Annotated in this window: 21 protein-coding genes; 7 read left to right on the top strand and 14 right to left on the bottom strand. The window is 64.0% G+C overall.

What is annotated here, in order from left to right; genetic code table 11:
• Window positions 1-46 precede the first annotated feature (46 nt).
• The gene (locus tag NKJ35_RS22940; RefSeq protein ID WP_352649651.1) at window positions 47-1090 is read right to left on the bottom strand and encodes an acyltransferase family protein; all 1044 of its coding nucleotides are present in this window, start codon (window positions 1088-1090) and stop codon (window positions 47-49) included.
• 208 nt (window positions 1091-1298) lie between these two features.
• Window positions 1299-2024 (bottom strand): 3-keto-5-aminohexanoate cleavage protein, encoded by a 726-nt coding sequence (locus tag NKJ35_RS22935; RefSeq protein ID WP_352649650.1) that lies wholly within the window; start codon window positions 2022-2024, stop codon window positions 1299-1301.
• A 161-nt stretch (window positions 2025-2185) separates the two neighbouring features.
• Here NKJ35_RS22935 and NKJ35_RS22930 point away from each other — a divergent pair, with 161 nt between their 5' ends.
• Entirely contained in the window at window positions 2186-2929 is a 744-nt protein-coding gene (locus tag NKJ35_RS22930) for a 2OG-Fe(II) oxygenase (RefSeq protein WP_352507122.1), read from the top strand.
• A gap of 31 nt (window positions 2930-2960) precedes the next feature.
• Here NKJ35_RS22930 and NKJ35_RS22925 read toward each other — a convergent pair whose 3' ends face one another.
• Together NKJ35_RS22925 and NKJ35_RS22920 are read right to left on the bottom strand one after the other, a co-directional pair.
• Complete coding sequence (locus NKJ35_RS22925) at window positions 2961-4316, bottom strand: sigma-54-dependent transcriptional regulator (protein WP_352649649.1); 1356 nt, start codon at window positions 4314-4316, stop codon at window positions 2961-2963.
• A 6-nt stretch (window positions 4317-4322) separates the two neighbouring features.
• On the bottom strand, window positions 4323-6197 hold the full coding sequence (locus NKJ35_RS22920; protein WP_352649648.1) for a sensor histidine kinase: 1875 nt from the start codon (window positions 6195-6197) through the stop codon (window positions 4323-4325).
• Window positions 6198-6418: 221 nt separating this feature from the next.
• Between NKJ35_RS22920 and NKJ35_RS22915 the strand changes: the two genes are divergently transcribed.
• The gene (locus NKJ35_RS22915) at window positions 6419-7750 is read left to right on the top strand and encodes a dicarboxylate/amino acid:cation symporter (protein WP_292659748.1); all 1332 of its coding nucleotides are present in this window, start codon (window positions 6419-6421) and stop codon (window positions 7748-7750) included.
• A 470-nt stretch (window positions 7751-8220) separates the two neighbouring features.
• Window positions 8221-9288, top strand: a complete 1068-nt coding sequence (locus NKJ35_RS22910) for a glycosyltransferase family 2 protein (protein ID WP_352649647.1) — start codon at window positions 8221-8223, stop codon at window positions 9286-9288.
• Window positions 9289-9294: 6 nt separating this feature from the next.
• Here the strand turns inward: NKJ35_RS22910 and NKJ35_RS22905 are convergent, their stop codons facing one another.
• The 6 genes from NKJ35_RS22905 to NKJ35_RS22880 all read right to left on the bottom strand — a co-directional run bounded on the left by NKJ35_RS22905 (window position 9295) and on the right by NKJ35_RS22880 (window position 14759).
• Window positions 9295-9582, bottom strand: a complete 288-nt coding sequence (locus tag NKJ35_RS22905) for a DUF982 domain-containing protein (protein WP_352649646.1) — start codon at window positions 9580-9582, stop codon at window positions 9295-9297.
• An 88-nt stretch (window positions 9583-9670) separates the two neighbouring features.
• Window positions 9671-10477: an ABC transporter permease gene (locus NKJ35_RS22900; RefSeq protein WP_352649645.1), complete on the bottom strand. Its 807-nt coding sequence runs from the start codon at window positions 10475-10477 to the stop codon at window positions 9671-9673.
• 4 nt (window positions 10478-10481) lie between these two features.
• Window positions 10482-11315, bottom strand: coding sequence for an ABC transporter permease (locus NKJ35_RS22895; RefSeq protein WP_352649644.1), 834 nt, complete (start codon window positions 11313-11315; stop codon window positions 10482-10484).
• A 24-nt stretch (window positions 11316-11339) separates the two neighbouring features.
• Entirely contained in the window at window positions 11340-12455 is a 1116-nt protein-coding gene (locus tag NKJ35_RS22890; RefSeq protein WP_352649643.1) for an ABC transporter substrate-binding protein, read from the bottom strand.
• Between the two features lie 67 nt (window positions 12456-12522).
• Window positions 12523-13617, bottom strand: a complete 1095-nt coding sequence (locus NKJ35_RS22885; protein ID WP_352649642.1) for an ABC transporter ATP-binding protein — start codon at window positions 13615-13617, stop codon at window positions 12523-12525.
• A 254-nt stretch (window positions 13618-13871) separates the two neighbouring features.
• Window positions 13872-14759, bottom strand: coding sequence for a LysR substrate-binding domain-containing protein (locus NKJ35_RS22880; RefSeq protein ID WP_254819437.1), 888 nt, complete (start codon window positions 14757-14759; stop codon window positions 13872-13874).
• Between the two features lie 75 nt (window positions 14760-14834).
• On the opposite strand from NKJ35_RS22880, the gene NKJ35_RS22875 reads away from it, so the two are divergent.
• Both NKJ35_RS22875 and NKJ35_RS22870 read left to right on the top strand, forming a co-directional pair.
• Window positions 14835-16427, top strand: a complete 1593-nt coding sequence (locus tag NKJ35_RS22875; RefSeq protein WP_502904666.1) for a zinc-binding metallopeptidase family protein — start codon at window positions 14835-14837, stop codon at window positions 16425-16427.
• A gap of 33 nt (window positions 16428-16460) precedes the next feature.
• Window positions 16461-17393 (top strand): dimethylarginine dimethylaminohydrolase family protein, encoded by a 933-nt coding sequence (locus NKJ35_RS22870; RefSeq protein ID WP_254819436.1) that lies wholly within the window; start codon window positions 16461-16463, stop codon window positions 17391-17393.
• Between the two features lie 12 nt (window positions 17394-17405).
• On the opposite strand, the gene NKJ35_RS22865 is transcribed toward NKJ35_RS22870, so the two are convergent.
• Window positions 17406-18413 (bottom strand): ornithine cyclodeaminase family protein, encoded by a 1008-nt coding sequence (locus NKJ35_RS22865; RefSeq protein WP_352649640.1) that lies wholly within the window; start codon window positions 18411-18413, stop codon window positions 17406-17408.
• Window positions 18414-18573: 160 nt separating this feature from the next.
• Between NKJ35_RS22865 and NKJ35_RS22860 the strand changes: the two genes are divergently transcribed.
• Window positions 18574-19035, top strand: a complete 462-nt coding sequence (locus tag NKJ35_RS22860) for an Lrp/AsnC family transcriptional regulator (protein WP_254819434.1) — start codon at window positions 18574-18576, stop codon at window positions 19033-19035.
• A gap of 118 nt (window positions 19036-19153) precedes the next feature.
• Here the strand turns inward: NKJ35_RS22860 and NKJ35_RS22855 are convergent, their stop codons facing one another.
• Window positions 19154-19537, bottom strand: a complete 384-nt coding sequence (locus tag NKJ35_RS22855) for a YybH family protein (protein ID WP_352649639.1) — start codon at window positions 19535-19537, stop codon at window positions 19154-19156.
• A gap of 161 nt (window positions 19538-19698) precedes the next feature.
• Window positions 19699-20448 (bottom strand): SDR family NAD(P)-dependent oxidoreductase, encoded by a 750-nt coding sequence (locus NKJ35_RS22850; protein WP_352649638.1) that lies wholly within the window; start codon window positions 20446-20448, stop codon window positions 19699-19701.
• 96 nt (window positions 20449-20544) lie between these two features.
• Between NKJ35_RS22850 and NKJ35_RS22845 the strand changes: the two genes are divergently transcribed.
• Window positions 20545-21438, top strand: a complete 894-nt coding sequence (locus tag NKJ35_RS22845) for a LysR family transcriptional regulator (protein ID WP_352649637.1) — start codon at window positions 20545-20547, stop codon at window positions 21436-21438.
• Between the two features lie 80 nt (window positions 21439-21518).
• Here the strand turns inward: NKJ35_RS22845 and NKJ35_RS22840 are convergent, their stop codons facing one another.
• The gene (locus NKJ35_RS22840) at window positions 21519-21938 is read right to left on the bottom strand and encodes a VOC family protein (RefSeq protein WP_352649636.1); all 420 of its coding nucleotides are present in this window, start codon (window positions 21936-21938) and stop codon (window positions 21519-21521) included.
• Window positions 21939-22074: the final 136 nt, after the last annotated feature.

The following is a 22074-nucleotide window of genomic DNA, read 5'->3' as shown; positions in this document are numbered from 1 at the left end:
TCTAAGGTTGGCGAGACAGCGTGGTTCCGCGGAGCGCAGCCGCAACTCATGCCTTCACGTGACGGGCGGAAAGGCTCATCCGCGAAATGGCCAAAATCGGCTTTTCAACAAAACTGTAGCTGGCCAGGGAGACGGCAATGCAGGCGGTGACAATAACCATGCCAGCAAGCCATGGTGATACGCTGACGCTTGCAACGACAGGAGCGGTCGCAAGCAGCACGATAGGATGCGTCAGATAGAGAGAGTAGGAGGCATCGCCCAACCTTGCCAGCAGGCGAGGAGCAAAAAGCCGGAAGTAGTTTTCCAGGCTGATGCAACCGGCGACAAGGATCAAGGCCGGGATTCCCTGAGCAAGGGTTCGCGGCAAGTTGAAGCCAAGTACCATCACCAGCATGGACACGATGGCGAACACGAGCGCCGAGACACCCAGGACGGTAGGCAAACGCGCCAGTCTGCCGACCAGGTGGCCGAGCGCCATGCCGGCAAGGAACTCAAACAGGATTGGCGTGGTATAGAAAAACAGCACAGTGTCGGCGGCGGGTTTGAAGACGATGCGCGCCGCTACGGCGATTGCAAAGACAACGCCGACCATGGCCATTTGCGTCAGCGTGCCGACACGCATAGTCGCCGCGAACAGAATGTAAAACAGGATTTCCAGATTGAGCGTCCAACCCACGCCAAGCACCGGTTGGACATAGCCTGTGACCGTATCGAGATAGGGTATGAAAAGCAGGCTATTGGTGATCTGCTCAAGAGACACTGCACGACCGGCAAACAACCAAAGTGCGGCGACCATGAGGAAGGTCATAACCCAATAGAACGGAACGACGCGCGTGAACCGCTGCATCAAAAAAGCACGGTGGTCTGAGCGTCTGTTCTCCGTCGAGAGAACCATGACAAAACCACTGATGACGAAAAACAAGTCGACGCCACTGTTCAGAACGGGAATACGCAGGTCGAGCATGCCCAGTGCGCCCGGAAGATGATAGGTAACAACCATGAGGGCTGCCAGCCCCCGCAGGATCTGTATCGATGTATACTGTTGAATCCGGCGCGGCGCGGCGTGATCATTCTGCGGAATGATTTTCATAAAAATGGTCCCCGGTGCGGGAGAGCACTAACATACGGGGTCGTTGATGTGCTGATTAATTGCTGGTTTAATTAATATGTAAAGTTTTATATAGATTTTACTGAATGCTGCCACGCTTGAGTTCGCCGACTTAGACCTGCCTATTTGCCAAAACTTGCTATCTCCCCCCTGAAGAGGGGGATCGGCGGCCATCGACGCTTTCCCCGTGCTAACGACTGGTCTCGAAGATAGCGACGGCTGCCGCTGTCAGCGCAGCGTTACCGGGTGCTACTGTTCCATCAGGAAGCTCCTTGCCGTCTTCCAGTCCGACGCGCGTCGACCAACGGCGTTCCGCCGCCCGGTGCACGAAAGGCCAGACCGTGGCGTCGGCGCCGTGCAGCAGGATTGCCCGGCGCATTCCGGCGCCGTCGAGCACGGCGGCGATATCGTCGCTGATCTCAAGCGCAGCGTCCGGCTCCTGCTCGGAGATTTCGATCAGGATGCGCAGCACGCGTTTGCCATGGTCGAGGCTCACCAGGCGTTCGGCGTCGGCAACGGAGGCGAGCCCGGCCTCGATGCCAATGCCGCGCTGGCGCAGGCTTTCCATGACGGCGGGCGCTGCGTTCTCGCTGAGATTGACCGAGGCATAGTCGGGCAGCTCGCTCCAGGCGGCGATCGCGGCCAGCGTCCGCTGGTCGTCGTTCTCGATCCAGGCACCCGTCGACACGCCAATCAGCGTTCCCGGGCAGGCGCGGCGGAGCGCCAGCACGGTCGGGTCCATCGCGTCAGGCGCAAGGCTTTCGCGGCCATCGAGCCCGCGGGCATGAACATGCAGTTCGGCCGCACCTGCGGCCACGCAGGCCGCGCCGTCTCGCGCCATGGCTTCGGGATCAAGCGGCAGTCGGGGGTGGAAATCGGCGCTGCGCGCGCCATTGATGCAGGTCTGGACGATCATGGAGGTGGCGGTCCCGTTGAGTGGAACAAGTTTAGCCCATGACCACGAAATCGGAAATCGAATGACGTCCAGTCCCGCGAACCTCACCCGGCAAGAAACGGGTGGTCCGCGCGCGCCGTTTCACCCATCTCAATGACAGAGAAGCCACAGGAGGCGAAGCCATGACCATCCATTCGATAGGCGCGAAAGCGGCGGTGAAATCGGCGGAGGTGCGCGTTGCCGGATATGATTGGCGGACGCTGGCCGATGAGCTGAGCGGCTATGGCTGCGCGGTGATGGAAAAGCTGCTGACGCCGCAGGAGTGCCGGCATATCGCCGGGCTCTATCCGGACGAGAGCCATTTCCGCAGCCATGTGCACATGGCGCGGCATGGTTTCGGCAAGGGCGAGTACCGCTATTTCCGCTATCCCTTGCCCGACTTGATCGGCGGCTTGCGCACCGCGCTCTATCCGCGCCTGGCCGCGGTTGCCAACGACTGGAACGCGCGCATGGGTATCGCGCAGCGCTATCCCGACGAACACGCCGCGTTCCTCGAGCAATGCCACGAGCAGGGCCAGACGCGGCCGACGCCGCTCCTGCTGCAATATGTCCCCGGCGACTTCAACTGCCTGCACCAGGATCTCTACGGCGATCTTGCCTTCCCGCTGCAGGTGGCGATCCTGTTGTCGGAACCAGGCAAGGATTTCACCGGCGGCGAGTTCGTGCTGACCGAGCAGCGTCCGCGCATGCAAAGCCGCGTCGAGGTGGTGCCGCTGCGCCAGGGCGATGCAGTCGCCTTCGCGGTCCACAATCGTCCGGTCCAGGGCAGCAAGGGCAATTACCGCGTCAACCTCAGGCACGGCGTCAGCCGGCTACGCTCCGGCATGCGCCACACTGTCGGCATCATCTTCCACGACGCCAAATAGCCGAGCCGCCCGGTCGCGAGGCCGGCGGCGATTACCGGGAAAAATCGCTGCGCACGATGCCGTGGCGCTGGAGCTTGTCGTAGAAGGTCTTGCGCGGAATCCCCAGCGCCTCGATCGTGCGCCTGACATCGCCGTCGTTGCGGCCAAGCGTCTCGCGGATGATGTCGGCCTCGTAGCGCTCCAGCCGCTCAGGCAGCTTCATGGCGGCGTTCGATTGAGCCTGGGCAGGGGGTTGTGCTTCGGCGCCTTCCTCCAATCCAAGCACAAACCGCTCGGCGAAATGCGCCAGTTCGCGCACATTGCCCGGCCAGTCATGGTCGCTCAGATGGCGATGCACCGTCGCCGGCACTGCCGGCACAGGGCGGTGGAAGCGGGCGGCGGCGCGCTCGGCGAAATAGAAGAACAGCAGGGCGACATCGTCACGGCGCTCGCGCAGCGGCGGGATCGAGATCGTCACCACGTTGAGCCGGTAATAGAGATCCTCGCGGAAAGCGCCGCGCTGGCGCGGATCGCCGAGGTCGACCTTGGCGGCGGCGACGACGCGCAGATCCACCGGCCGCACCTCGTTGGTGCCGAGCGGCGTGACCTCGCGCATCTCCAGCACGCGCAGCATCTGCACCTGTGTCGAGACCGGCATGCTTTCGATCTCGTCGAGGAACAGCGTGCCGCCGCTGGCGTGCTCGATGCGGCCGATCCGTTTCTTCTGCGCGCCGGTGAAGGCGCCGGCCTCATGGCCGAACAACTCGCTCTCGATGACGGTCTCCGGCAGCGTGCCGCAATTCAGCGCGACGAAATTGCCCTTGGCGCGGCGGCTCCAGCGATGCAGAAGACTTGCCACCACCTCCTTGCCGGAGCCGGTCTCGCCGGTCACCAGCACGTCGACGTCGGTATCGGCGATCTGGCGCAGCGTACGGCGCAGCCTGTCCATCGCCGGCGTCTGGCCGATCAGCGGCAGGCTGTCCTGCGCCTCTCCGGCCGCCTCGCGCAAGGCCCGGTTCTCCATTACCAGGCGGCGCTTTTCCGCTGCGCGGCGCACGCTCTGCACCAGCCGGTCGGCGGCGAAGGGCTTTGTGATGAAGTCGTAGGCGCCGTCCTTGATCGCCTTGACGGCCATGGCGATGTCGCCATGGCCGGTGACGAGGATGACGGGAATGTCGGCATCCAGCCGCAGGATGCGATTGAAAAGCTGCAAGCCGTCGATCTGAGGCATGCGGATATCCGACACCACGACGCCGGCAAAACCGGCGTCGAGCGTGGCCAGCGCCTCGGCCGCCACCGCAAAGGCCGAGACCGAGAAGCCGGCAAGCTCCAGCGTCTGCGCGGTGGCCTTGAGGAGATCGCGATCGTCATCGATCAGGACCACCGGTGCGGAATTGTCGTTCGTCATGATGGCTTACGCTGCTTTCTGGAGATGAATGGTGAAGCGGGTGCCGCTGTCGCCGCTCGAAACCTCGATGCGTCCGCCATAGTCGGCGACGATGTCCTTGGAGATGACGAGGCCGAGGCCAAGGCCTTTTTCCTTGGAGGTGTTGAACGGCGTGAACAGCGATTTGAGGATCGCCGGCGGAATGCCGGGCCCGTTGTCGGATACGCTGATCGTCACGCCGTCCGCGGTCTCTTCGACCGAGACCTGCACATGAGCGTCGTCGCGGCCGTCGAGCGCCTCCAGCGCGTTCTGGAAGAGATTGATCAGCACCTGTTCGAGCCGCACCCGATTGCCCATGACCTTGAGGCTCGGCAGCGGCAGGTCGACGACCAATGCGTCGAGCCGGCCGGCAAAGCGGCTTCTCAACAGCATGACGGCGCCCTCGATGACGCCGCGCAATTCGACAGGCTCGGCGGCTGTGCGGCCCTTGCGGGCAAATGCCTTCAACTCCTCGGTAATTGAGCCGATGCGTTCGGTAAGGGCTGCAATGGCGCCGAGGTTTTCCTCAGCCGGCCCGGTCTGCTTGCGGTCGAGGAAGGTGCGGGCGTTGTCGGCATAGGCACGGATGGTGGCGACCGGCTGGTTGATCTCATGGGCGACGCCGGCGGCGACCTGGCCGAGGATGGCGAGGCGGTTGGCCTGGACCAGATCCTGCTGCACGATTTGGAGCTTGGCTTCCGTGCTGCGGTGGTCTGATATCTCGGCCTGCAACCGGTCGCGGGCTCGGCTCAGATCCTCGGTGCGTTCGACAACGCGGCGTTCGAGTTCGGTGCGCGCCGCCTGTTCGGCGGCAATCCGCATCTGCGCCGACTGCCGGCGCCACAACAGATACGCGGCCAGGCCGAGCAGCGGCACGACGACACCCAGTGCCAGAAGCCGCATTTCGCGGACGGCAGCGGCGATCGGCGCTTCAGCCGGGATCAGATAGTCGAGCCGCCAGGGGGTCGAAGGAACCGGCGTCGAAAGGCTGAGATACTGCGCGTCGCTGCCGCCGGGCGTCACCGCGTGGACGAGCGACACATCCGGGCTGAGCGCCTGCGCGTGCATGATCGGCAACGGCACAAGCGGCGCGTCGCCGAACTGTTGGCTGTCGCGAATTGCGGCTTGCTTGGGTGCGGCCAGCGGCGCGGTTGTCATGAAGCGCCAGGACGGCACGCTGGTGATCAGCACGACACCATTCTCGTCGCTGACATAGGCCGGGCGGTTGGCCTCGCGCCAGTCGGCTTCGAGCTGGTCGAACTCCATCTTGACGACGACGACGCCGAGCGGTGCGGCGGCATCGCCGACGCGCCGCGAAATGTAGAGGCCGGGACGCTTGCTGACATTGCCGAGCGCAAAATATTCGGCGGTTCCGGCCTGCATCGCGCCGGAGAAATAATCGCGAAAACGATAGTCATTGCCGACGAAGCTGATCGGCTCGCGCCAGTTGCTGGAGGCGATCGCCAGTCCGTCGGCGCCGATCACATAGAGCACCGACGCCTTGGTGCCGGAGACCAGCCCGTCGAGCTTGCGGTTTAGCACATCGATTGCCGCGGCGTTTTTCTGCGACAGCGCGTCACGCACTTGCTGGTCTGCGGACAAAAGCAGGGGCAGGGCGCGCGGGCTTTCGAGCACGGCGCGCAGCAGCGCGACCTTCAGATTGGCGTCGGTACGCCCCTGCGCCGCCAAGGTCCCGATCTCGGCGGTGCGGCCGTAAAGGCCGGCGCCGTAGAGCGCTGCCGTGACGATCAAAAGCGCGACGGCCGCAAACAGCAGCCAGGCTCGGCGCGCCCGCCTGGCGAGTTGCTCGGGCGTCGAAGACAAGGCACCGGCGTGGCGTTGCAGCATCGCCCATTTGTGCATGAACTCGCACAAAACACAATTCGACCTATGCGGAGAGTCGCACTTGACCATGCGTCCGGCTGTGCGGACGTTTGTGAATGCTCAATAAAATCAATGATGAATAACTCTTCTGCGCATCTGGCACGGCTGTTGCAAACACGAATTCAGCAGTCGCGAGGCTGCTGGTCAAAACAACTGCCCCGGGGAGTCGAGCTTTCGATCGGGGCGCCATGGAGGACGTCATGCAGACAGCAATCGCTGCCGCCGAGCCGCGCGGCAAACTTCCCTTATACCGGCATCTTTATGTGCAGGTGCTGGCGGCGATTGCCGCCGGCGTGCTGCTCGGCCATTTCTATCCTGAAACCGGCGAGGCGATGAAGCCGTTCGGCGACGCCTTCATCAAGCTGGTGAAGATGGTGATCGCGCCGGTGATCTTCCTGACCGTGGCGACCGGTATCGCCGGCGTTTCCGACCTGCAGAAGGTCGGCCGCGTCGCCGGCAAGGCGATGATCTATTTCCTGGTGTTCTCGACGCTGGCGCTGGTCGTCGGCCTGGTCGTCTCCAATGTCGTCCAGCCCGGCGCTGGCATGCACATCAATCCGGCCACGCTCGATACCACCAAGGTGACGGCCTATGCCGAGAAGGCGCACGACACAACCATCGTCGGCTTCCTGATGAACATCATCCCCGATACCATCACCGGCGCCTTCGCTCAGGGCGACATCCTGCAGGTGCTGTTCTTCTCGGTGCTGTTCGGTGTCGCCCTGGCGCTGGTCGGCGATCGCGGCCGTCCGGTCGTCGATTTCCTGCAGGCGCTGACCACGCCGATCTTCCGCCTCGTCGCCATCCTGATGAAGGCCGCGCCGATCGGCGCGTTTGGCGCCATGGCCTTCACCATCGGCAAATACGGCATCGGCTCGATCGCCAACCTGGCCATGCTGATCGGCACATTCTACCTGACCGCGTTGCTCTTCGTGCTGGTGGTGCTCGGCGCGGTTGCCCGCTACAACGGCTTCTCGATCCTGGCGCTGATCCGCTACATCAAGGAGGAGCTGCTGCTGGTGCTCGGCACCTCGTCCTCGGAAGCGGCATTGCCGGGCCTCATGGCCAAGATGGAGCGCGCCGGCTGCAACCGCTCGGTGGTCGGCCTGGTCATCCCGACCGGCTATTCCTTCAATCTGGACGGCACCAACATCTATATGACGCTGGCGGCGCTGTTCATCGCGCAGGCGACCGACACGCCACTCACCTATGGCGACCAGATCCTGCTGCTTGCGGTCGCCATGCTGAGCTCCAAGGGTGCCGCCGGCATCACCGGCGCCGGCTTCATCACCCTGGCGGCGACGCTTTCGGTCGTCCCCACCGTGCCGGTCGCCGGCATGGCGCTGATCCTCGGCGTCGACCGCTTCATGTCGGAATGCCGGGCGCTGACCAACTTCATCGGCAATGCGGTGGCGACGGTCGTGGTGGCACGCTGGGAAGGAGAACTCGATCAGACGAAGTTCGCCGCCGCCATGGCCGGCGACTTACCGGAGGAAGTCGACCTGTCGCTGCCGGGTTTGCAGGCCGCCTGACTGTTCAGGCCACATGACCATAAGCCCCGGAGGCGGTTCGCCGGCTCCGGGGCAAAAGCGCCGGCGGTCGCGGCATGCCGCCTGAAACGCAACCTGAAGTGGCCCTGTTTTCGACGCGGGGCTTGTTCCAGCCGCATTTGCAGGCCACTATCCGCCATGTCTTCAGGGCACCCGTCCGCTTCGCTCCCGACCTGATCGCGAGGCGAGACATTTCCGTCGGGCTCGGCTGCGACATCACCTTGGCCGAACGTCGGAGCTTTTGCTGCCGCCGACCCTCTGAGCATGGCAGCAGCCCTTGAAGGCAATGGCGGCCTCAATACGAAGTCGCAAAGCGAAACGTGACCGTCTCCTCGTGGAAAGCGCAAGCTTTCTCCTCCGGGGAACTCGTCGCGCGTCAAGAGGGGCGCTTGAAGAAGGGCGAGCCCATGAGGGCTTTTGCCGAACCAAAGCAAGATGCGAGGTCAAACGCGATGCAGTCTGTCCAAAACCGGCTTCCGGTATCCATCATCATCCCGAATTACAACTACGCGCGGTTCCTCAAACGCAGCATCGACAGCGCTCTCGAGCAGGACTACGCGGATGTCGAGGTCATCGTCGTCGACGATGCATCGCAGGACAATTCCACGACGATCATGGAATCGTATCACGACGAGATCCTCGCATGCCCGCGAGCGCAAAATGGCGGACACGCGGCGGCATTCAACACCGGCTTCGCTGCGAGCTCGGGCAAGATCGTCCTGTTCCTCGACGCCGACGATTATCTTTATCCAACCGCCGTCTCCACCATTGTCGACACCTGGGACGAGGCAACCGCTCAGGTCCAGTCCAGACTGCATATCGTCGACGAGGGGCAACGCATCAAGGATGTCTTTCCGCCGCCCGAACTGCCTTTCGACAGCGGCGACGTCATGCCGAAACTGCTGCACAAGGGTCGCTACCAGACCACCGTGACCAGCGGGCTCGCCTTTGACCGCGCAACGCTCGAATCGATCATGCCGATACCGGAGCCGGAGTTCCGCCAGGGCGCCGACGGCTATCTGGCAACGCTGGCGCCGATGTACGGGCACGTCCAGTCCATCGACGAATGCCTCGGCGCCTATCGGATCCACGGCGCCAATCATTCGGTGTTCGGTGAAAAGCTCGCCGAGCGGGCACGCTGGCGGGTAACCCACGATTTCCGCCGCATGCAGGCGCTGTCCGACCAAGCCTCCGGGATCGGCCTGACCATCGTGCCGTCGGATGCCGTCCGCCACGATCCGGTCCATCTGGAAGAGCGGCTGGCGTCGCTTTGCGCGGACCGAGACCGACACCCCGTGGCCGACGATTCCCGGCTGGCGCTCGGGGCGGCCGGCGCCGTCGCCAGCCTCGAAATGACCGCATCCCTGCGGCGGCGTGCGATCCTTGCCGCCTGGTTCCTGTCGGTTGGGGTATTGCCGCGGAAAATGGCGACGGCGGTGCTGTCGTGGAAGCTTGACGCATCGTCCAGACCGGCATTTTTGAGCCGCCTGTCCAAGAGAATCCGTCATGCGATGGGATAGCGGCGATCACGGCCCCTGCTGCCGGGATCGGCCCTCCGGTTCGACGGCTCGCTCGACCAGGACGTGCGCCTCCCGCGCGGCCTCGATGAACGCGTCCCTGGCGGCTTCGGTCCAGCGATCGTCGCTCATGGCGCGGCGGCATGTGCGCAGTGCCAAGCCGTGTTTGGCGCTGCCGGCGTCACGCCAGTGGGCTTCCAGCAATTCGACAGCCTGCCGTGCATTGGAAATGTTGCGGATATCTCCCACGATGCCGACCGCAACCGCAACCGGCTTGGAAAACCATCCTTGGTTCATGGCGAAGCCTTCGACGTGTTGAACTACCTATAACGAAAATCGTAGCGCAAGGTTTCATTTGCGCCAGTCACCACGGCGTGAGGCGCGTCTACTGCGCCGCGCGCAGCCTGACCACGACGCTGCGCGCCACAAGCACCAGCACGGTGAGGACGATCAGGATCACCGAGAGCGCTGCGATCGCCGGGTCGATGTTGTCGCGCAGGCCCATCCACATTAGCCGCGGCAGCGTGATGGCGTTGACCGAGGTGATGAACAGGGTGACGCCGATCTCTTCCCAGGACAGCACGAAGGAGAGCAGTGCTGCGGTGACGATGCCGAACTTGATGTTGGGCATGATGATGCGGGTGGCGCGCTCCCATACGGTCGCGCCGAGGCCGCGGGCGGCGAGGTCGATGCGGCGGTCGAGCTGGCTGAGTGACACCAGGATCAGCACCGTGGCGAAGGGCACCGTCATCACCGCATGTGCCATCGCGACACCGAGCCAGGTGTCATAGCCAAAGAACGACGAAAACCCCGAGATCGAGGTCAGCAGGAAGTAGAGCGTGATTGCCGAGACCACCGGCGGCACCACCATCGGCAGCAGCACGAAGCCGACGAGAGCGGCGGTGAAGCGCGGCTGGAACATCCAGACGCCGAGGCTGAAGCACAGTGCCAGCACCGTGGAAAAGGCGCTGCTGACTATGCCGATCCTGATCGAGAGCAGGATCGAATTGATCCAGCGCGGATCCTCGATCAGCGCCCGGTAATGACGCAGCGACAGTTCGCCCGACGGCATCGCCAGCATGCGGCTCGGCGTCAGCGACACCGGGATGACGGCGAGCAGCGGCAGCAGCAGGAAGAGCGCGACCAGGGCGGCGAGGATCAGCGAGACGGGACCGGGGCGGTAGGTCGGCATCGCACTACACCAATTGCTTCGGCCTGATATAGCGGAAAAGCAGCGCCATCAGCGCGCCGACGAACAGCACCAGCACCACGCTGATCGCCGCGCCCAGGCCCCAGTCCGGGCTCTGGAAGATGCGGAGATAGATCAGCTCGGCGATCATCACGCTGCGGCCGCCGCCGAGAATCGCCGGCGTGACGAAGAAGCCGAGCGAAAAGACGAAGACGATCAGCGCCGAGCCGATGATGCCGGAGCGGGTCATCGGTACGAACACCGACCAGAAGGTGCGCACGCGGCTGGAGCCGAGGCCGCGCGCCGCCAGCAGCACACGGTCGTCGAGGCTTCGCATCGAAGAGGCCAGTGGAAACACCGCGAAGGGGATGAGGAAATGCGTCATGCCGACGATAACGCCGAACTCATTGCGCACCAGAGCCAGCGGCTCCGAGATGAAGCCGACCGCCTGCAGCCAGGTGTTGATCAGGCCGCGATTGGACAAAAGCGCCACCCAGCCGAAGGCGCGCGTCAGCACTGAGATCCAGAACGGCACCAGGATGCAGAACTCGGCCACGACGCGCTGCACCGGCGTGCCGCGCACCCAGACAACGGTGATGGCGTAGGCGGCGGCAACCGAAACGATCGTCACGATCGCGGCGATACGCAGCGTGCGGATGAAGACCGACTGCACCAACTGATCCGTGAGCAGCGCATTGTACTGCCCCAGCCCCGGCGTGGGCAGCGTAAAACTCCATTTGACCACGCCGAGGAATGGCCAGGCGTAAGCCAGCACAAGAAAGAGGAGCAGCGGCGCCATCAACAGCGCCGCGCCTATGCTGTCGGAGAGGTGTGCTCTCATCTCGCCCCCGATCATCCCGGCTTGTCAGGCGGAGATGATCTTCGTGTATTCGTCGAGTGCCGCACCGTAGTTCTTGGCGTACCAATCCATGTCGAGCGGGATCTGCTTCTTCATGTTCTCGGGATCGACGGGGTTGATGCGCTTCTTGTCAGCGGGGATCAGCGCGTCGGCGGCCGGATTGGCCGGACCCTGGCCGAGCTTGTCGAACATGATGAGTTCCTTCTCCGGGTCCTGGGTGCTGGCGATGAACTTCATCGCCGCGTCCTTGCCGCCGGGATTGCCCTTTAGCACGGCGAGCGCGCCGGGCGAGATCAGGCCCTGGTCCCAGATGAACTTGATCTTGCCGCCGGAATCCTGCTCGATGAGCGAAGCCCGGGTCGACCAGACGATCGCCATCGAGGCCTCGCCATTGAGCAGCACGCTCTGGCTTTCGGCGCCGCCACCCCAATAGGCAACGACGTTCTCCTTGAAGGCCGCGATCTTGTCATGCGCGCGCTTGAGGTCGAGCGGATAGAGCGAGGCCGGAGCGATGCCGTCGGCAAGCAGTGCCGCTTCCCAGCTCGACACGCCCCATTTGTAGAGCGAGCGCTTGCCGGGGAATTTTGCCACGTCGAAGAAGTCGGCCATGCCGGTCGGTGCCTGACTGCCGTATTTCTCGGCATCGTAGGCGATGACATAGGAGAAGAAATAGGTCGAGGCCGCGTATTCCCAGCCGAATCCCGGCCGCATCTTCTTCTTGTCGACGATCGAATAGTCGATTGGCTCGAGCATGCCTTGGGCGCCGAGCGTGATGGCCGAGAACGGATCGACGTCGACCAGGTCCCAGGTCGGCGCGCCGCTCTTGAACTGCGCCGCGATCGCGCCTTCGGTCGGGCCGGAGCCGTCCATCTTGACGGTGATGCCGGTCTCCTTGGTGAAGGCCTGGCCATAAGCCGCATCGTAGGCGGTGATGGCGTCGCCGCCCCAGTTGACCAGCACCAGTTCCTTAGCCGCGGCAAAGGCGCCGGTCGAGCGCAGCAGCATCGGCGTGCCGGTCAGCACCAGCCCTGCCAACTGCGTGAACTGCCGGCGCGAGATCTCGCCGCGCACTGCCCTGGCGGATAGCGCCTCGATGGAATTTTTCTTGGCTTGGTTTGTCATGTCAGTTCCCCTTTTTTGTCGTTGATATTTCCTGAAAGTCAGCTTGGCGACTTCGCCACGCCGATCGTCATTGTCCTCCGTCCGGCAGGAGGAAACCCTTTTCCGCCGGCCAGGTCAGCCACACGGAATTGCCCTTGCTGAGCGCGGAAGCGGCAACCTCGTTCGGCACCGAGACCGTGACCTTGGCGCCTTGGCGCGTCGTCAGATCGAGCCGCGTCGCAGCGCCGAGATAGGTCGAGGCGACGGCAGTCGCGGCAATACCGTTCTCGCCCGCTGCCGCCTCGCGTGCGATCGACATGTATTCGGGCCGGATCGCCAGGATGGCGTCGCCACGGACCTTCTCGGCCTTGCAGCGCATGCTGATCGCGCGGTCTTCGCAGAGGCCGGTCGAGCCATTGTCGGCCGGGCGCACGCCCTTCAGCGGCAGCATGTTGATCTCACCCAGGAACTCGGCGACGAAGCGGTTGTCGGGCCGGTCGTAGACCTCGTCGGGCGCGCCGACCTGCAGCAGTTTGCCATGGTTGAAGATGGCGACGCGAGACGACAACGCCAACGCCTCGCTCTGGTCATGGGTGACGAAGACGAAGGTGGTGCCGGTCTCCTGGTGCAGCCGCTTCATCTCGGCCTGCATCTGGCCGCGCAGGCCCTTGTCGAGTGCCGAAAACGGCTCGTCAAGCAAAAGCACGCCCGGCTCGAAGACCAGCGCCCGGGCCAGGGCCACGCGTTGCTGCTGGCCGCCGGACAATTGCGACGGCAGTTTCTTTTCGTGGCCCTTGAGCCCGACGCGCTCGATCATGTCGCCGACGCGGCGCTTGATCTCGGCCGCCGATTTCTTTCTCACCTTGAGCGGGAAGGCGATATTGGCCTCGACGCTCATATGCGGGAACAGTGCGTAGCCCTGGAAAACCATGCCGGCGGCGCGCTGCTCGGCCGGCCGCTCGGTGATATCGACGCCGTCGCTGTAAAGGCGACCGTCGGTCGGCTGAATGAAGCCGGCAAGGATCATCAGGAAGGTGGTCTTGCCGGAACCGGAGGGGCCGAGCAGGGTAAGGAACTCGCCACGGCCGATATCGAGCGTCAGATCGTCCAGCGCACGGAACGAGCCGAAGCTCTTGCCGATCCCGATTGCCTTGATCTCTGCGGCCCGGCCGGGTTGCTGCATCCTGCCCTTTCCTTAGCGTAGGCGAAATCGTATGCAGGGCGGCGGCTTACCGCAACCGAATAGTTTTCGCCTGATCGGCAAATTTGATTCATCTATGCGCCAATCTTGGGGAGATGTCGCCGAAGGCGACGGAGGGGGGGTCGTCTCGCGTGAAGCGCCAACTTCCTCTTTCTTCGAAAATCAGACCGGGCCGAGCCCAGTCGGACCGACCCCCTCTGGCCGCTTCGCGGCCATCTCCCCCTCGAGGGGGGAGATTAACGCTGGTTCTCCGACAGCTTCGACCTCAGCCACCGCCCAAACGCCTCCAGCACCGGATGCGCCGCCTTGGCATGTTCCGAGACCAGAAAATACGAGCGCGGGGAATTGATCGCTATGTCGAAGGGGCGCACCAGCCGGCCTTCGCTCAGTGCCCGGCCGCTGGTCAGCTCGTCGCCCATGGCGATGCCCTGGCCGGCGATCGCCGCCGAAAAGACCAGGTTCATGTCGGAAAAGAAGATGCCGCCTTCCGGGTCGGGGTTCTCGACTTTGGACAGCGCCAGCCAACGCGCCCAGTCCTCGGTGTCACCGAGATGCAGGAGATTGGCGCGCAGCACGTCTGCCGGCTTGGAGAAGCCGCCGATCTTGTTGAGCAGCGTCGGGCTGCACAGCGGCGTGAACGAGATCTCGCACAACAGCTCGACCGCGCGGTTCGGCCAGTTGCCGACACCAAAGGCGATGAAGGCGTCGGCCTCGGCATTGCTGACGTCATCGAGGCGGCGCGGCGTCAGGATGCGGAGCGCGACATCGGGATACATCTGCCGGAATTCGCCAATGTGAGTGCACAGGAAAAGCGAGGCGAAGCCGGGGGTGCAACTGACGCTGAACGATCCGCCGACGCCGGTGCCGGCATGGCGCGTCACCGCGTCACCCAACACCGTCAGCGCCTTGCGCACGTCGCTGGCATAGCGCTGGCCGCGTGGCGTGAGCGCCACGCCCTTGCCGATGCGTTCGAGCAGATCGAAGCCGAGGTCGCGTTCGAGCAGGCGCAATTGATGGCTCACCGCACTGCGGGTTAGATGCAGTTCGTCGGCGGCGCGCCAGACGCTGCCGTGGCGGGCAAAACTGTCGAGGGCGCGCAGCGCCTGCGTCGAGGGAATTCTCAAGAGGTGAACCGAATTTGCATGAGCCGGGAAAACATATCACTTTTTGGCGGGGCGCTTCACTGCTTTCTTTCCACCATGGAGAAACCGATGACCTCGGCACAAGCGACCGCGCTTGCCTGTCTGGACGACATCCAGCCGTCCCTGTCGGCGTGGACGCGGACCATCTTCGACTTCGGCGAGACCGCCTGGCGCGAATACCAGTCGGCCACCTGGTATGTGGAGCAGTTGAAGCACGAAGGCTTTTCGGTCGAGGAAGGCTCCGGCGGTATGCCAACGGCCTTCTGCGCCCATTGGATTAACGGGACCGGCCCGACGATCGGCATGTACGCCGAATACGACGCGGTGCCGGGCAATTGCCAGGACGCGGCAACGGTGAAGCGACCGCGTCCGGGCCTCGGCGAACAGGCGGGCGGCCACACCGATCCGCATTCCGGCCTCGGCATTGCCAGCCTCGGCGGCCTTTTGGCGACCAAGGCAGCAATGCAGCGCCACGGCATATCAGGCACGCTGCGCTTCACCGGCGAGCCGGCGGAGAAGGTGAGGGGATCGAAGCCGATCCATGCCGCGAAGGGCTATTACGATGGGCTGGCGGGTATGATCTCCTTCCATCCTTTCTACATGCTGCCGCTCTGCAACACGGCGCGCTGGGACACGCATTGCGGTGCGGCCTATGCGATGATCCACCGCTTCATCTGCGACGAGCCGGAACATTGGGCGAGGGCGGCAGGCACCGCAGCACCCATCCCGCAGGCGCATTCGGCGGTCAGGGCGCCCGGCGCCAACGACGCGCTCATGATGATGTACATGGCGTCCAAGGCGCTGCGCGATTCCATGCTGCCGCATCAGGGCGGCTGGTCGATCAGCGAGGCGATCCTGACGGCGGGCCAGGCGACCGCCGACAATCTGCCGGCCGGGCTGGCCGAGATCCAGTACATGATCCGCGTGCCGACGCTTGCTATGGCCGAGCAGGTCACCGCCATGCTCGACCGCAATGCGGAAGCCGCAGCCAGGATGAGCGGCTGCCGCCATGAGCGGCACTGGGTGTCGAAGTCGCGGCCGGGGCTGGCCAATCACGTCATGGCCGGCATTGCCTTCGACGCGCTGGCGGCGGTCGGGCCGCCGCGCTGGGACGAGACGGCCAAGGCGATCGCCCGCGAAATCCAGGTCAATGCCGGCGGCGAGGCGAGCGACGAACCGTTCATCGCCGAGCTGGAGCGGCTGATTGCGCCGCAGGATGCAGAGGCGCTGCTGCGTCGCGACCTGCCGCCATCGCAGCTCAATTCGACTTCCGACGACTATACGGATATGTCGTGGCATGCGCCGACGGCGCGGTTCTATGTCGCCCGCCCGGCCCTGCGCTCGGAGAATGGTCACGCCTATCCGGGCTGGGCGATGAATGCGCTGGGCGGCATTTCTGCCACCATCGACCCGATGGTCATCTGCGCCGCAAAGACCATTGCGCTCGCGGCACTTCGCTTGTTGGAAGACGAGGCTGCGCGCGACGCGGCGATGGACGAATTCGTCGCCCGAACCGGCGGTGGCATCGGCGGCTCGAACTGGATCGCCCCACTCTGCGACTACGATCCGCCGATCGGATTTCGCTGGCCGGAATACATCACCACCCCGCGCGGACGGGATTGGTGGATACCAAGCAACCAAGCCGCATGATCAACCAGCCGCCCCCATCACGAGGAGAGACCCATGACCGTCCATGACCGCATCGTCGCCGAGCCGTTTTCGCTGCAGCGCCGCAACCCGGCGGGCGGCACCAAGCCGTTGACCGCCTGGGGTTTCGCCAACGAGACCGACGTGCTGACCGACGTGCTGCTCGGCTCGCCGAATTTCCTGCGCCATCTCTCGACCAGCTCGCTGTCGCGAAAACATCTGCGCGAGGCGCCTTGCAACCTCCAGATCGCGCAGGCACAGCACAAGGACCTGGTCGCCGCCTATGAGCATTTCGGCGTCAACATCCACTGGCACGAGCCGACGCCGGAGCTGCCGATGCAGGTCTATTCGCGCGATTCGAGCGTCATGACGCCGTACGGCGCCATTATCACCGCGATGGCCCAGTGGTGGCGGCGCGGCGAGAACTACGCAGCGATCCGCACCTATGAGAAGCTCGGCATCCCGATCTACGACATGGTCACCGCCGGCACCTTCGAGGGCGGCGACTTCAATGTCATCGAGGATGGCGTGGTGCTGATCGGCTGCGGCGGCGCCCGCACGCAGGAGGAGGGCGCCCGTCAGGTGCAGGCCTGGTTCGACAAGGAGGGCTGGGAGACACGCATCGCCTTCATCGACGAATATTACGTCCATATCGACCTGATGGTCGTGCCGATCGCTGAGAAACTGACCGCCGTCTGCCTTGCCTGTACGGAGCCCGGCATCGTCGACTGGCTGAAGGGCAAGGGCCACGAGATCATCGACGTGCCGTTCCAGGACACGATGGCGCTCGGCTGCAACTTCATGTCGCTGGGCAAGGACAGGGTGATCGCGCCGACTTCGAGCCAGACGCTGATCGGCCAGCTCAAAGCGCGCGGCTTCGAGGTGGCGGCCATCGACATGAGCGAAATCTCGAAGACCGGCGGCGGCATCCACTGCATGGCACAGGCATTGAAGCGCGAGCCTGCGTGAGGCGGCACGCGCCTACAGCACGACGAGCTTTCCCTTGCGCAGACGCCGGGCGCAGCGATAGGCGAGGTCGGCGGCGACCATGTCTTCCATCGCAATGCCCATCGCCTTGTAGGTGGTGATCTGCTGATCCGAAACGCGGCCCGGCGCGCGGTCGAGCAGCATGGCGCCAAGCTCGGTGCCGAAATCCGGGTCGAAGCCGGCAAGCTCGCAGGAACCGACCGGGGTCGGTTTGAATGCATCCTTGGTTTCGACAAAAAGACTGGATTTGGCGATGAGCTCGATCGGCATTTCACCGCGGGGCGGCGCCACCCCGACCGACGAGACATGCGTGCCCGGCTGGACCCAGCCTGCGTCGATCACCGGCTGATAGGAGTGGGTCGCCAGGCACACCACGTCGGAACTGCGCACTGCCGCCTCGAGGTCGGCGACCGCCACCACCGACGGGTGCAGCCGGGCAAGCGCTGCCGCATCGTCGAAGCTCTTCGAAGCGACGCGGATTTCGGTAAAGTCCCGCACCAGCGGCAACAAATGGAGATGCTGGTTGGCCTGCACGCCGGCGCCGACCACTGTCGCTATCCTGGCATCCCGGCGGGCAAGCGCGCGCACCGACAGCACAGCGGAGCCGGAGGTTCGCACCGCCGTTATGAAGGTGCCGTCCATGATGCAGACCGGCAGGCCGGACAGCGGATCGAACAGGCTGATGGTGGCGAGGTGGCTGGGCAGGTTCTTGGCCAAGTTGCCTTCGAAGACATTGACGATCTTAACGGTCAGGTTCATGCCTTCCATCCAGGCCGGCATGGCGAGGCTGTAGCCGGCTCCGGGGATGTCGAGCTGTGGCCGGGGTGGATTGACAACCTTACCTTGTGACAGCGCCTTGAAGCCGTCTTCCAGAACATCGAGAAGCTGGCTGAGGTCGATGCACGCCATCACGTCGGCTTCGCTCAGCACCAGGATCTCGGTCGCTCCCTTGCTGATTTCCGCCGCACTCTTGCCGGCTGGACTGAACGCTTCCTTGGTCATCCTGCACTCCCTTTGTTCGTCGAAATCGGCTCACCACGTTTGCTTCGCGTGGGTGAGGGAAGTGCAAGCTATTGCGAGGTTTCATGTGATGAAATACGTTGATTTTGGCATCTCTGCGTGAAATCAACACATAAATCCCTGAGATATAGTGGATTGTGAAATGGACGACCTCGACCAGATAGACCGCAGCTTGCTCCGGCTGCTGCAGGAGGACGGGCGCCGGACGACGCTTGATCTGGCCGGGCGTATCGGGCTGTCGCCGACCGGAACCAGCCAGCGGGTGAAGCGCCTGTTCCGCGACGGGTTCATCACCGCGGTCAGAGCCGTGCTCGATCCGCGCAAGGTCGGCCGGGGAACGCTGGTGTTCATCGAGGTCCGGCTTGACCACACGGCGCCGCATGTCTTTGACCGTTTTGCCGAAGCCGTGGCGAAAGCCCCGGAGGTTCTGGAGTGCCATATGGTGGTTGGCGGCTTCGACTACCTGGTCAAGGCGCGGATCGCCGATATGGCGGTGTTCCAGGACTTCCTGCAGCGGGTCATCCTGCCGCTGCCGGGTGTGCGCGAAACGCACACTTTCGCCTCCATCGCCGATGTCAAGCCGAACGCCCTCTTGCCCGTGTGATCAGGTAGAGGAGGAACACTGTTCAGGGCGGCTTGCATCGCATCCTCGCCATCTTATCGGTCCCCCTTGGCCGCTCTCCCTTTGCCCGCCTTCCGGTGCAGGATGTCGGAGACCGGCGCTAGCCTTGCGCAGTCAGCAGGTTCGCGTCGCGCGCGAGCCGCCACTCACCGTCTGCCTCCTTGCGCAGCAGCGTCAGTGCATATCCCGATCGATGGACCGGCTCACCATTCGGCGGAGTCGCCGTCATGTCGATGCGGCTGCGGATGAAGGCCCAATTGCCGAGAAGCTGTAATTCCACGTTATCGCTGGTGCCGTCGATATGAACGCCGGCCGTCTCCCGCGCGGCTGCCGCGAAGATCTCCTTGTCGAAGGGTTCCCGGCCGGGAACCATGAAGATCGCGTCGTCCGTCATCAAGCTGAGCACGGTCGCAATGTCACCACGCTTGCTCGCATCCATCCACGTCTCGACCAGCCTTCGGATTGCTTTTTCGTCGCCCGTCATCCGTTACCTCCTTGGCATCTAGCGGTCATCGATAGCGCACGGCGCTCCTCCCTTGCTGAGAAACATAGGGCTTGGATCCCCGTCGTCATCGATTGCGGTGTTCCTCGATGTCACGCTGCGGGGGCCTGGTCCGTAAAACGGCAGGTCCGCGCCCTGCATATCTATCGCCAGCCGCCCGAGGCGGTGATGCGCTCGCCGGTCAGCCATGACGCTTCGTCGGAAGCGAGGAACACCGCGACGCGAGCGACGTCGTCGGGCAGGCCGAAGCGGCCGAGCGGTGTCATGGCGACGATCTGTTTTTCGAAGTCGCTGCCGACGATGCCGATACGCTCGAGGCCTTCGGTGTCGACGCCGCCGGGCGCAATGGCGTTGACGCGGATATTGCGGGCGCCGAGTTCCCGCGACATCGACAGCGTGATCGTGTCCACCGCGCCCTTGGTGGCGGCATAGACGAGCGAGTTCGGCTGCGGATTGCGGCTGGCGACCGAGCTTATGTTGATGATGCTGCCGCCGCTCGGGCCAAAATGGCTCACTGCTGCTTGCGTGGTCAGAACGATGCCCAGCACATTGGTGTCGAACTCACGGTGGAACTCGGCCTCCGTCACCGCTTCCAGCGGCTCGAATGCGAAGACGCCGGCATTGTTGACCAATATGTCGAGCCCGCCGAACTCCGACTTCGCCGCCTCGAACAGGCGGCGCACGTCGGCCGATTGCGATACGTCGCCCTGGACGGCGACGGCGCGGCCGCCACGGTCCTCGATCTCCGCGACGACGCGGTCGGCGCCTTCCCGTGACGAGGCGTAGTTGACGACCACCGCGGCACCGGCCGTGGCAAAACCCTTGGCAATGGCGGCGCCGATACCCTTGGACGCGCCGGTGACGATGGCGACCTTGCCGTTCAGCTTGCTCATCAATCTCTCCTTTGTCGACGATGAGCGGTATTTAATGATGATCAAAAAGCGTATTAGGATCATCATGATCCATTCTTTCGTGCCTGGAACTCCGGAATGACCACCATCCTCGAAAAGACCGCCGGTCTCGTCGCCTTCGTCCGAACCGTCGATGCCGGCTCGTTCCATGCCGCCAGCCGGCTGGTCGGCTCGAGCCCATCGGCGATGTCGAAAAGCGTGGCACGGCTCGAGCGGCGGCTCGGCGTCAGGCTGATCCAGCGCTCGACGCGTCGGCTCGGGCTCACCAGCGAAGGCCTCGCCTACTACGAGCGGGTGGCGCCGCTGCTCAGGGCCCTGGACGATGCCGAAGACATCGTCCAGGTGGCCGATACGGCGCGCGGCCTGCTGCGCGTTACAGCGCCGGTCGAGCTCGGGCGCGGCCTCATCGCGACATGGGCGCAGGCGTTCCTTGCGCAGCATGGCGAAGTGAAAGTCGAGCTCAGCGTCACCGATCGGCACGCCGATCTGATCCGCGAAGGCTATGACGTTGCCGTGCGCATGGGGGCGCTGTCGGACACGGGGCTGGTTGCCCGCAAGATCGCCAATCTGCCGATCGTGCTGGTGGCCTCGCCGGCGTATGTCGAGCGGCGCGGCCGTCCGGCATCGGTCGAGGATCTGGCGAACCATGACTTCATCCGCTACCAGATGGCCGGCCGGCCCTATCCGGTCACCTTTGCCGACGGTACGATGATCGTCCCGGATGGGCGGCTCGATACCGATGATGGCGGCGCCATCCGCAATGCAGCACTTGCCAGTGCGGGAATAGCGCATCTGATGCGGTTTGCGGTGCAGGGCGATCTCGACGCGGGCCGCTTGGTCCGCATCCTGCCCGAGGTGGCGATGCCGACCATGCCGGTGCACATCGTCCATGCCTACGGGCGGCAGCTACCGGTCCGGGCGCGGCTGTTCGTAGACTTTCTGGTGGGCCAAATGGCGGCACTGACGCGATAGGGCAGACGCGGTCTGACGCAAGCACCCAGGTTTGGCAGAGACCAACCGTGCCGGCCGGTGCGAACCACCTTTACCGGAAGCTAGAAGGTGATCTTCACTGAATCGGCGCTGCGTTTGGCCGGGCCGTGGTGGACGGCCTCGATATTGTTGCCGTCGGGATCGAGCAGGAAGGCGGCGTAATAGCCGGGATGGTAGGATCGCTCGCCCGGCGCACCATTGTCGGTGCCGCCGGCCTCAAGCCCGGCCTTGTAGAATGCATCGACCATCGCACGGTCCTTTGCCTGGAAGGCAAGGTGATGGCGCCCGGTCAGCTTTCCCAGGGCCGCCGGGCTGTCGGGGCTGGAAATGAACAGTTCGTCGGCCCAGAAATAATCCTCGCCGGCGCCACCGATCGGTATGCCGAGCACGTTGAGAACTGCCTCGTAGAAGCGGCGGCTGGCCTTGAGATCCCTGACCACCAGCTGGAGGTGGTCGATGAGACGGCCGCGATGAAGTTCCATACCCGATAGCTCCTGATGGCCAGACTGGAAATCTAGCTCGGGACGATGCACGGTCAATGCATTGGAGCAGTTGAGCGGCGCAATTTCCTGACTGGATAAAAAAAATGCAACCGGATTGTCCGATTCAAAACATCTC

Origin of the sequence: Mesorhizobium sp. M0136 (genome assembly GCF_040322515.1) — a bacterium.
Lineage (GTDB): Bacteria > Pseudomonadota > Alphaproteobacteria > Rhizobiales > Rhizobiaceae > Mesorhizobium.
Note: the sequence above shows the minus strand (reverse complement) of the source record. Positions and strands in the feature narration are given on the sequence as shown.

Bases quoted from the DNA above. Each gene is read 5' to 3' on its own strand.
- NKJ35_RS22890 (WP_352649643.1), bottom strand. From the start codon at position 12,455: ATGACAAACCAAGCCAAGAAAAATTCCATCGAGGCGCTATCCGCCAGG.
- NKJ35_RS22905 (WP_352649646.1), bottom strand. From the start codon at position 9,582: ATGAACCAAGGATGGTTTTCCAAGCCGGTTGCGGTTGCGGTCGGCATC.
- NKJ35_RS22850 (WP_352649638.1), bottom strand. From the start codon at position 20,448: ATGAGCAAGCTGAACGGCAAGGTCGCCATCGTCACCGGCGCGTCCAAG.
- NKJ35_RS22865 (WP_352649640.1), bottom strand. From the start codon at position 18,413: ATGACCAAGGAAGCGTTCAGTCCAGCCGGCAAGAGTGCGGCGGAAATC.
- NKJ35_RS22860 (WP_254819434.1), top strand. From the start codon at position 18,574: ATGGACGACCTCGACCAGATAGACCGCAGCTTGCTCCGGCTGCTGCAG.
- NKJ35_RS22920 (WP_352649648.1), bottom strand. From the start codon at position 6,197: ATGCACAAATGGGCGATGCTGCAACGCCACGCCGGTGCCTTGTCTTCG.
- NKJ35_RS22885 (WP_352649642.1), bottom strand. From the start codon at position 13,617: ATGCAGCAACCCGGCCGGGCCGCAGAGATCAAGGCAATCGGGATCGGC.
- NKJ35_RS22895 (WP_352649644.1), bottom strand. From the start codon at position 11,315: ATGAGAGCACACCTCTCCGACAGCATAGGCGCGGCGCTGTTGATGGCG.
- NKJ35_RS22900 (WP_352649645.1), bottom strand. From the start codon at position 10,477: ATGCCGACCTACCGCCCCGGTCCCGTCTCGCTGATCCTCGCCGCCCTG.
- NKJ35_RS22855 (WP_352649639.1), bottom strand. From the start codon at position 19,537: ATGACGGGCGACGAAAAAGCAATCCGAAGGCTGGTCGAGACGTGGATG.
- NKJ35_RS22840 (WP_352649636.1), bottom strand. From the start codon at position 21,938: ATGGAACTTCATCGCGGCCGTCTCATCGACCACCTCCAGCTGGTGGTC.
- NKJ35_RS22935 (WP_352649650.1), bottom strand. From the start codon at position 2,024: ATGATCGTCCAGACCTGCATCAATGGCGCGCGCAGCGCCGATTTCCAC.
- NKJ35_RS22870 (WP_254819436.1), top strand. From the start codon at position 16,461: ATGACCGTCCATGACCGCATCGTCGCCGAGCCGTTTTCGCTGCAGCGC.
- NKJ35_RS22925 (WP_352649649.1), bottom strand. From the start codon at position 4,316: ATGACGAACGACAATTCCGCACCGGTGGTCCTGATCGATGACGATCGC.
- NKJ35_RS22845 (WP_352649637.1), top strand. From the start codon at position 20,545: ATGACCACCATCCTCGAAAAGACCGCCGGTCTCGTCGCCTTCGTCCGA.
- NKJ35_RS22875 (WP_502904666.1), top strand. From the start codon at position 14,835: ATGGAGAAACCGATGACCTCGGCACAAGCGACCGCGCTTGCCTGTCTG.
- NKJ35_RS22910 (WP_352649647.1), top strand. From the start codon at position 8,221: ATGCAGTCTGTCCAAAACCGGCTTCCGGTATCCATCATCATCCCGAAT.
- NKJ35_RS22940 (WP_352649651.1), bottom strand. From the start codon at position 1,090: ATGAAAATCATTCCGCAGAATGATCACGCCGCGCCGCGCCGGATTCAA.
- NKJ35_RS22915 (WP_292659748.1), top strand. From the start codon at position 6,419: ATGCAGACAGCAATCGCTGCCGCCGAGCCGCGCGGCAAACTTCCCTTA.
- NKJ35_RS22930 (WP_352507122.1), top strand. From the start codon at position 2,186: ATGACCATCCATTCGATAGGCGCGAAAGCGGCGGTGAAATCGGCGGAG.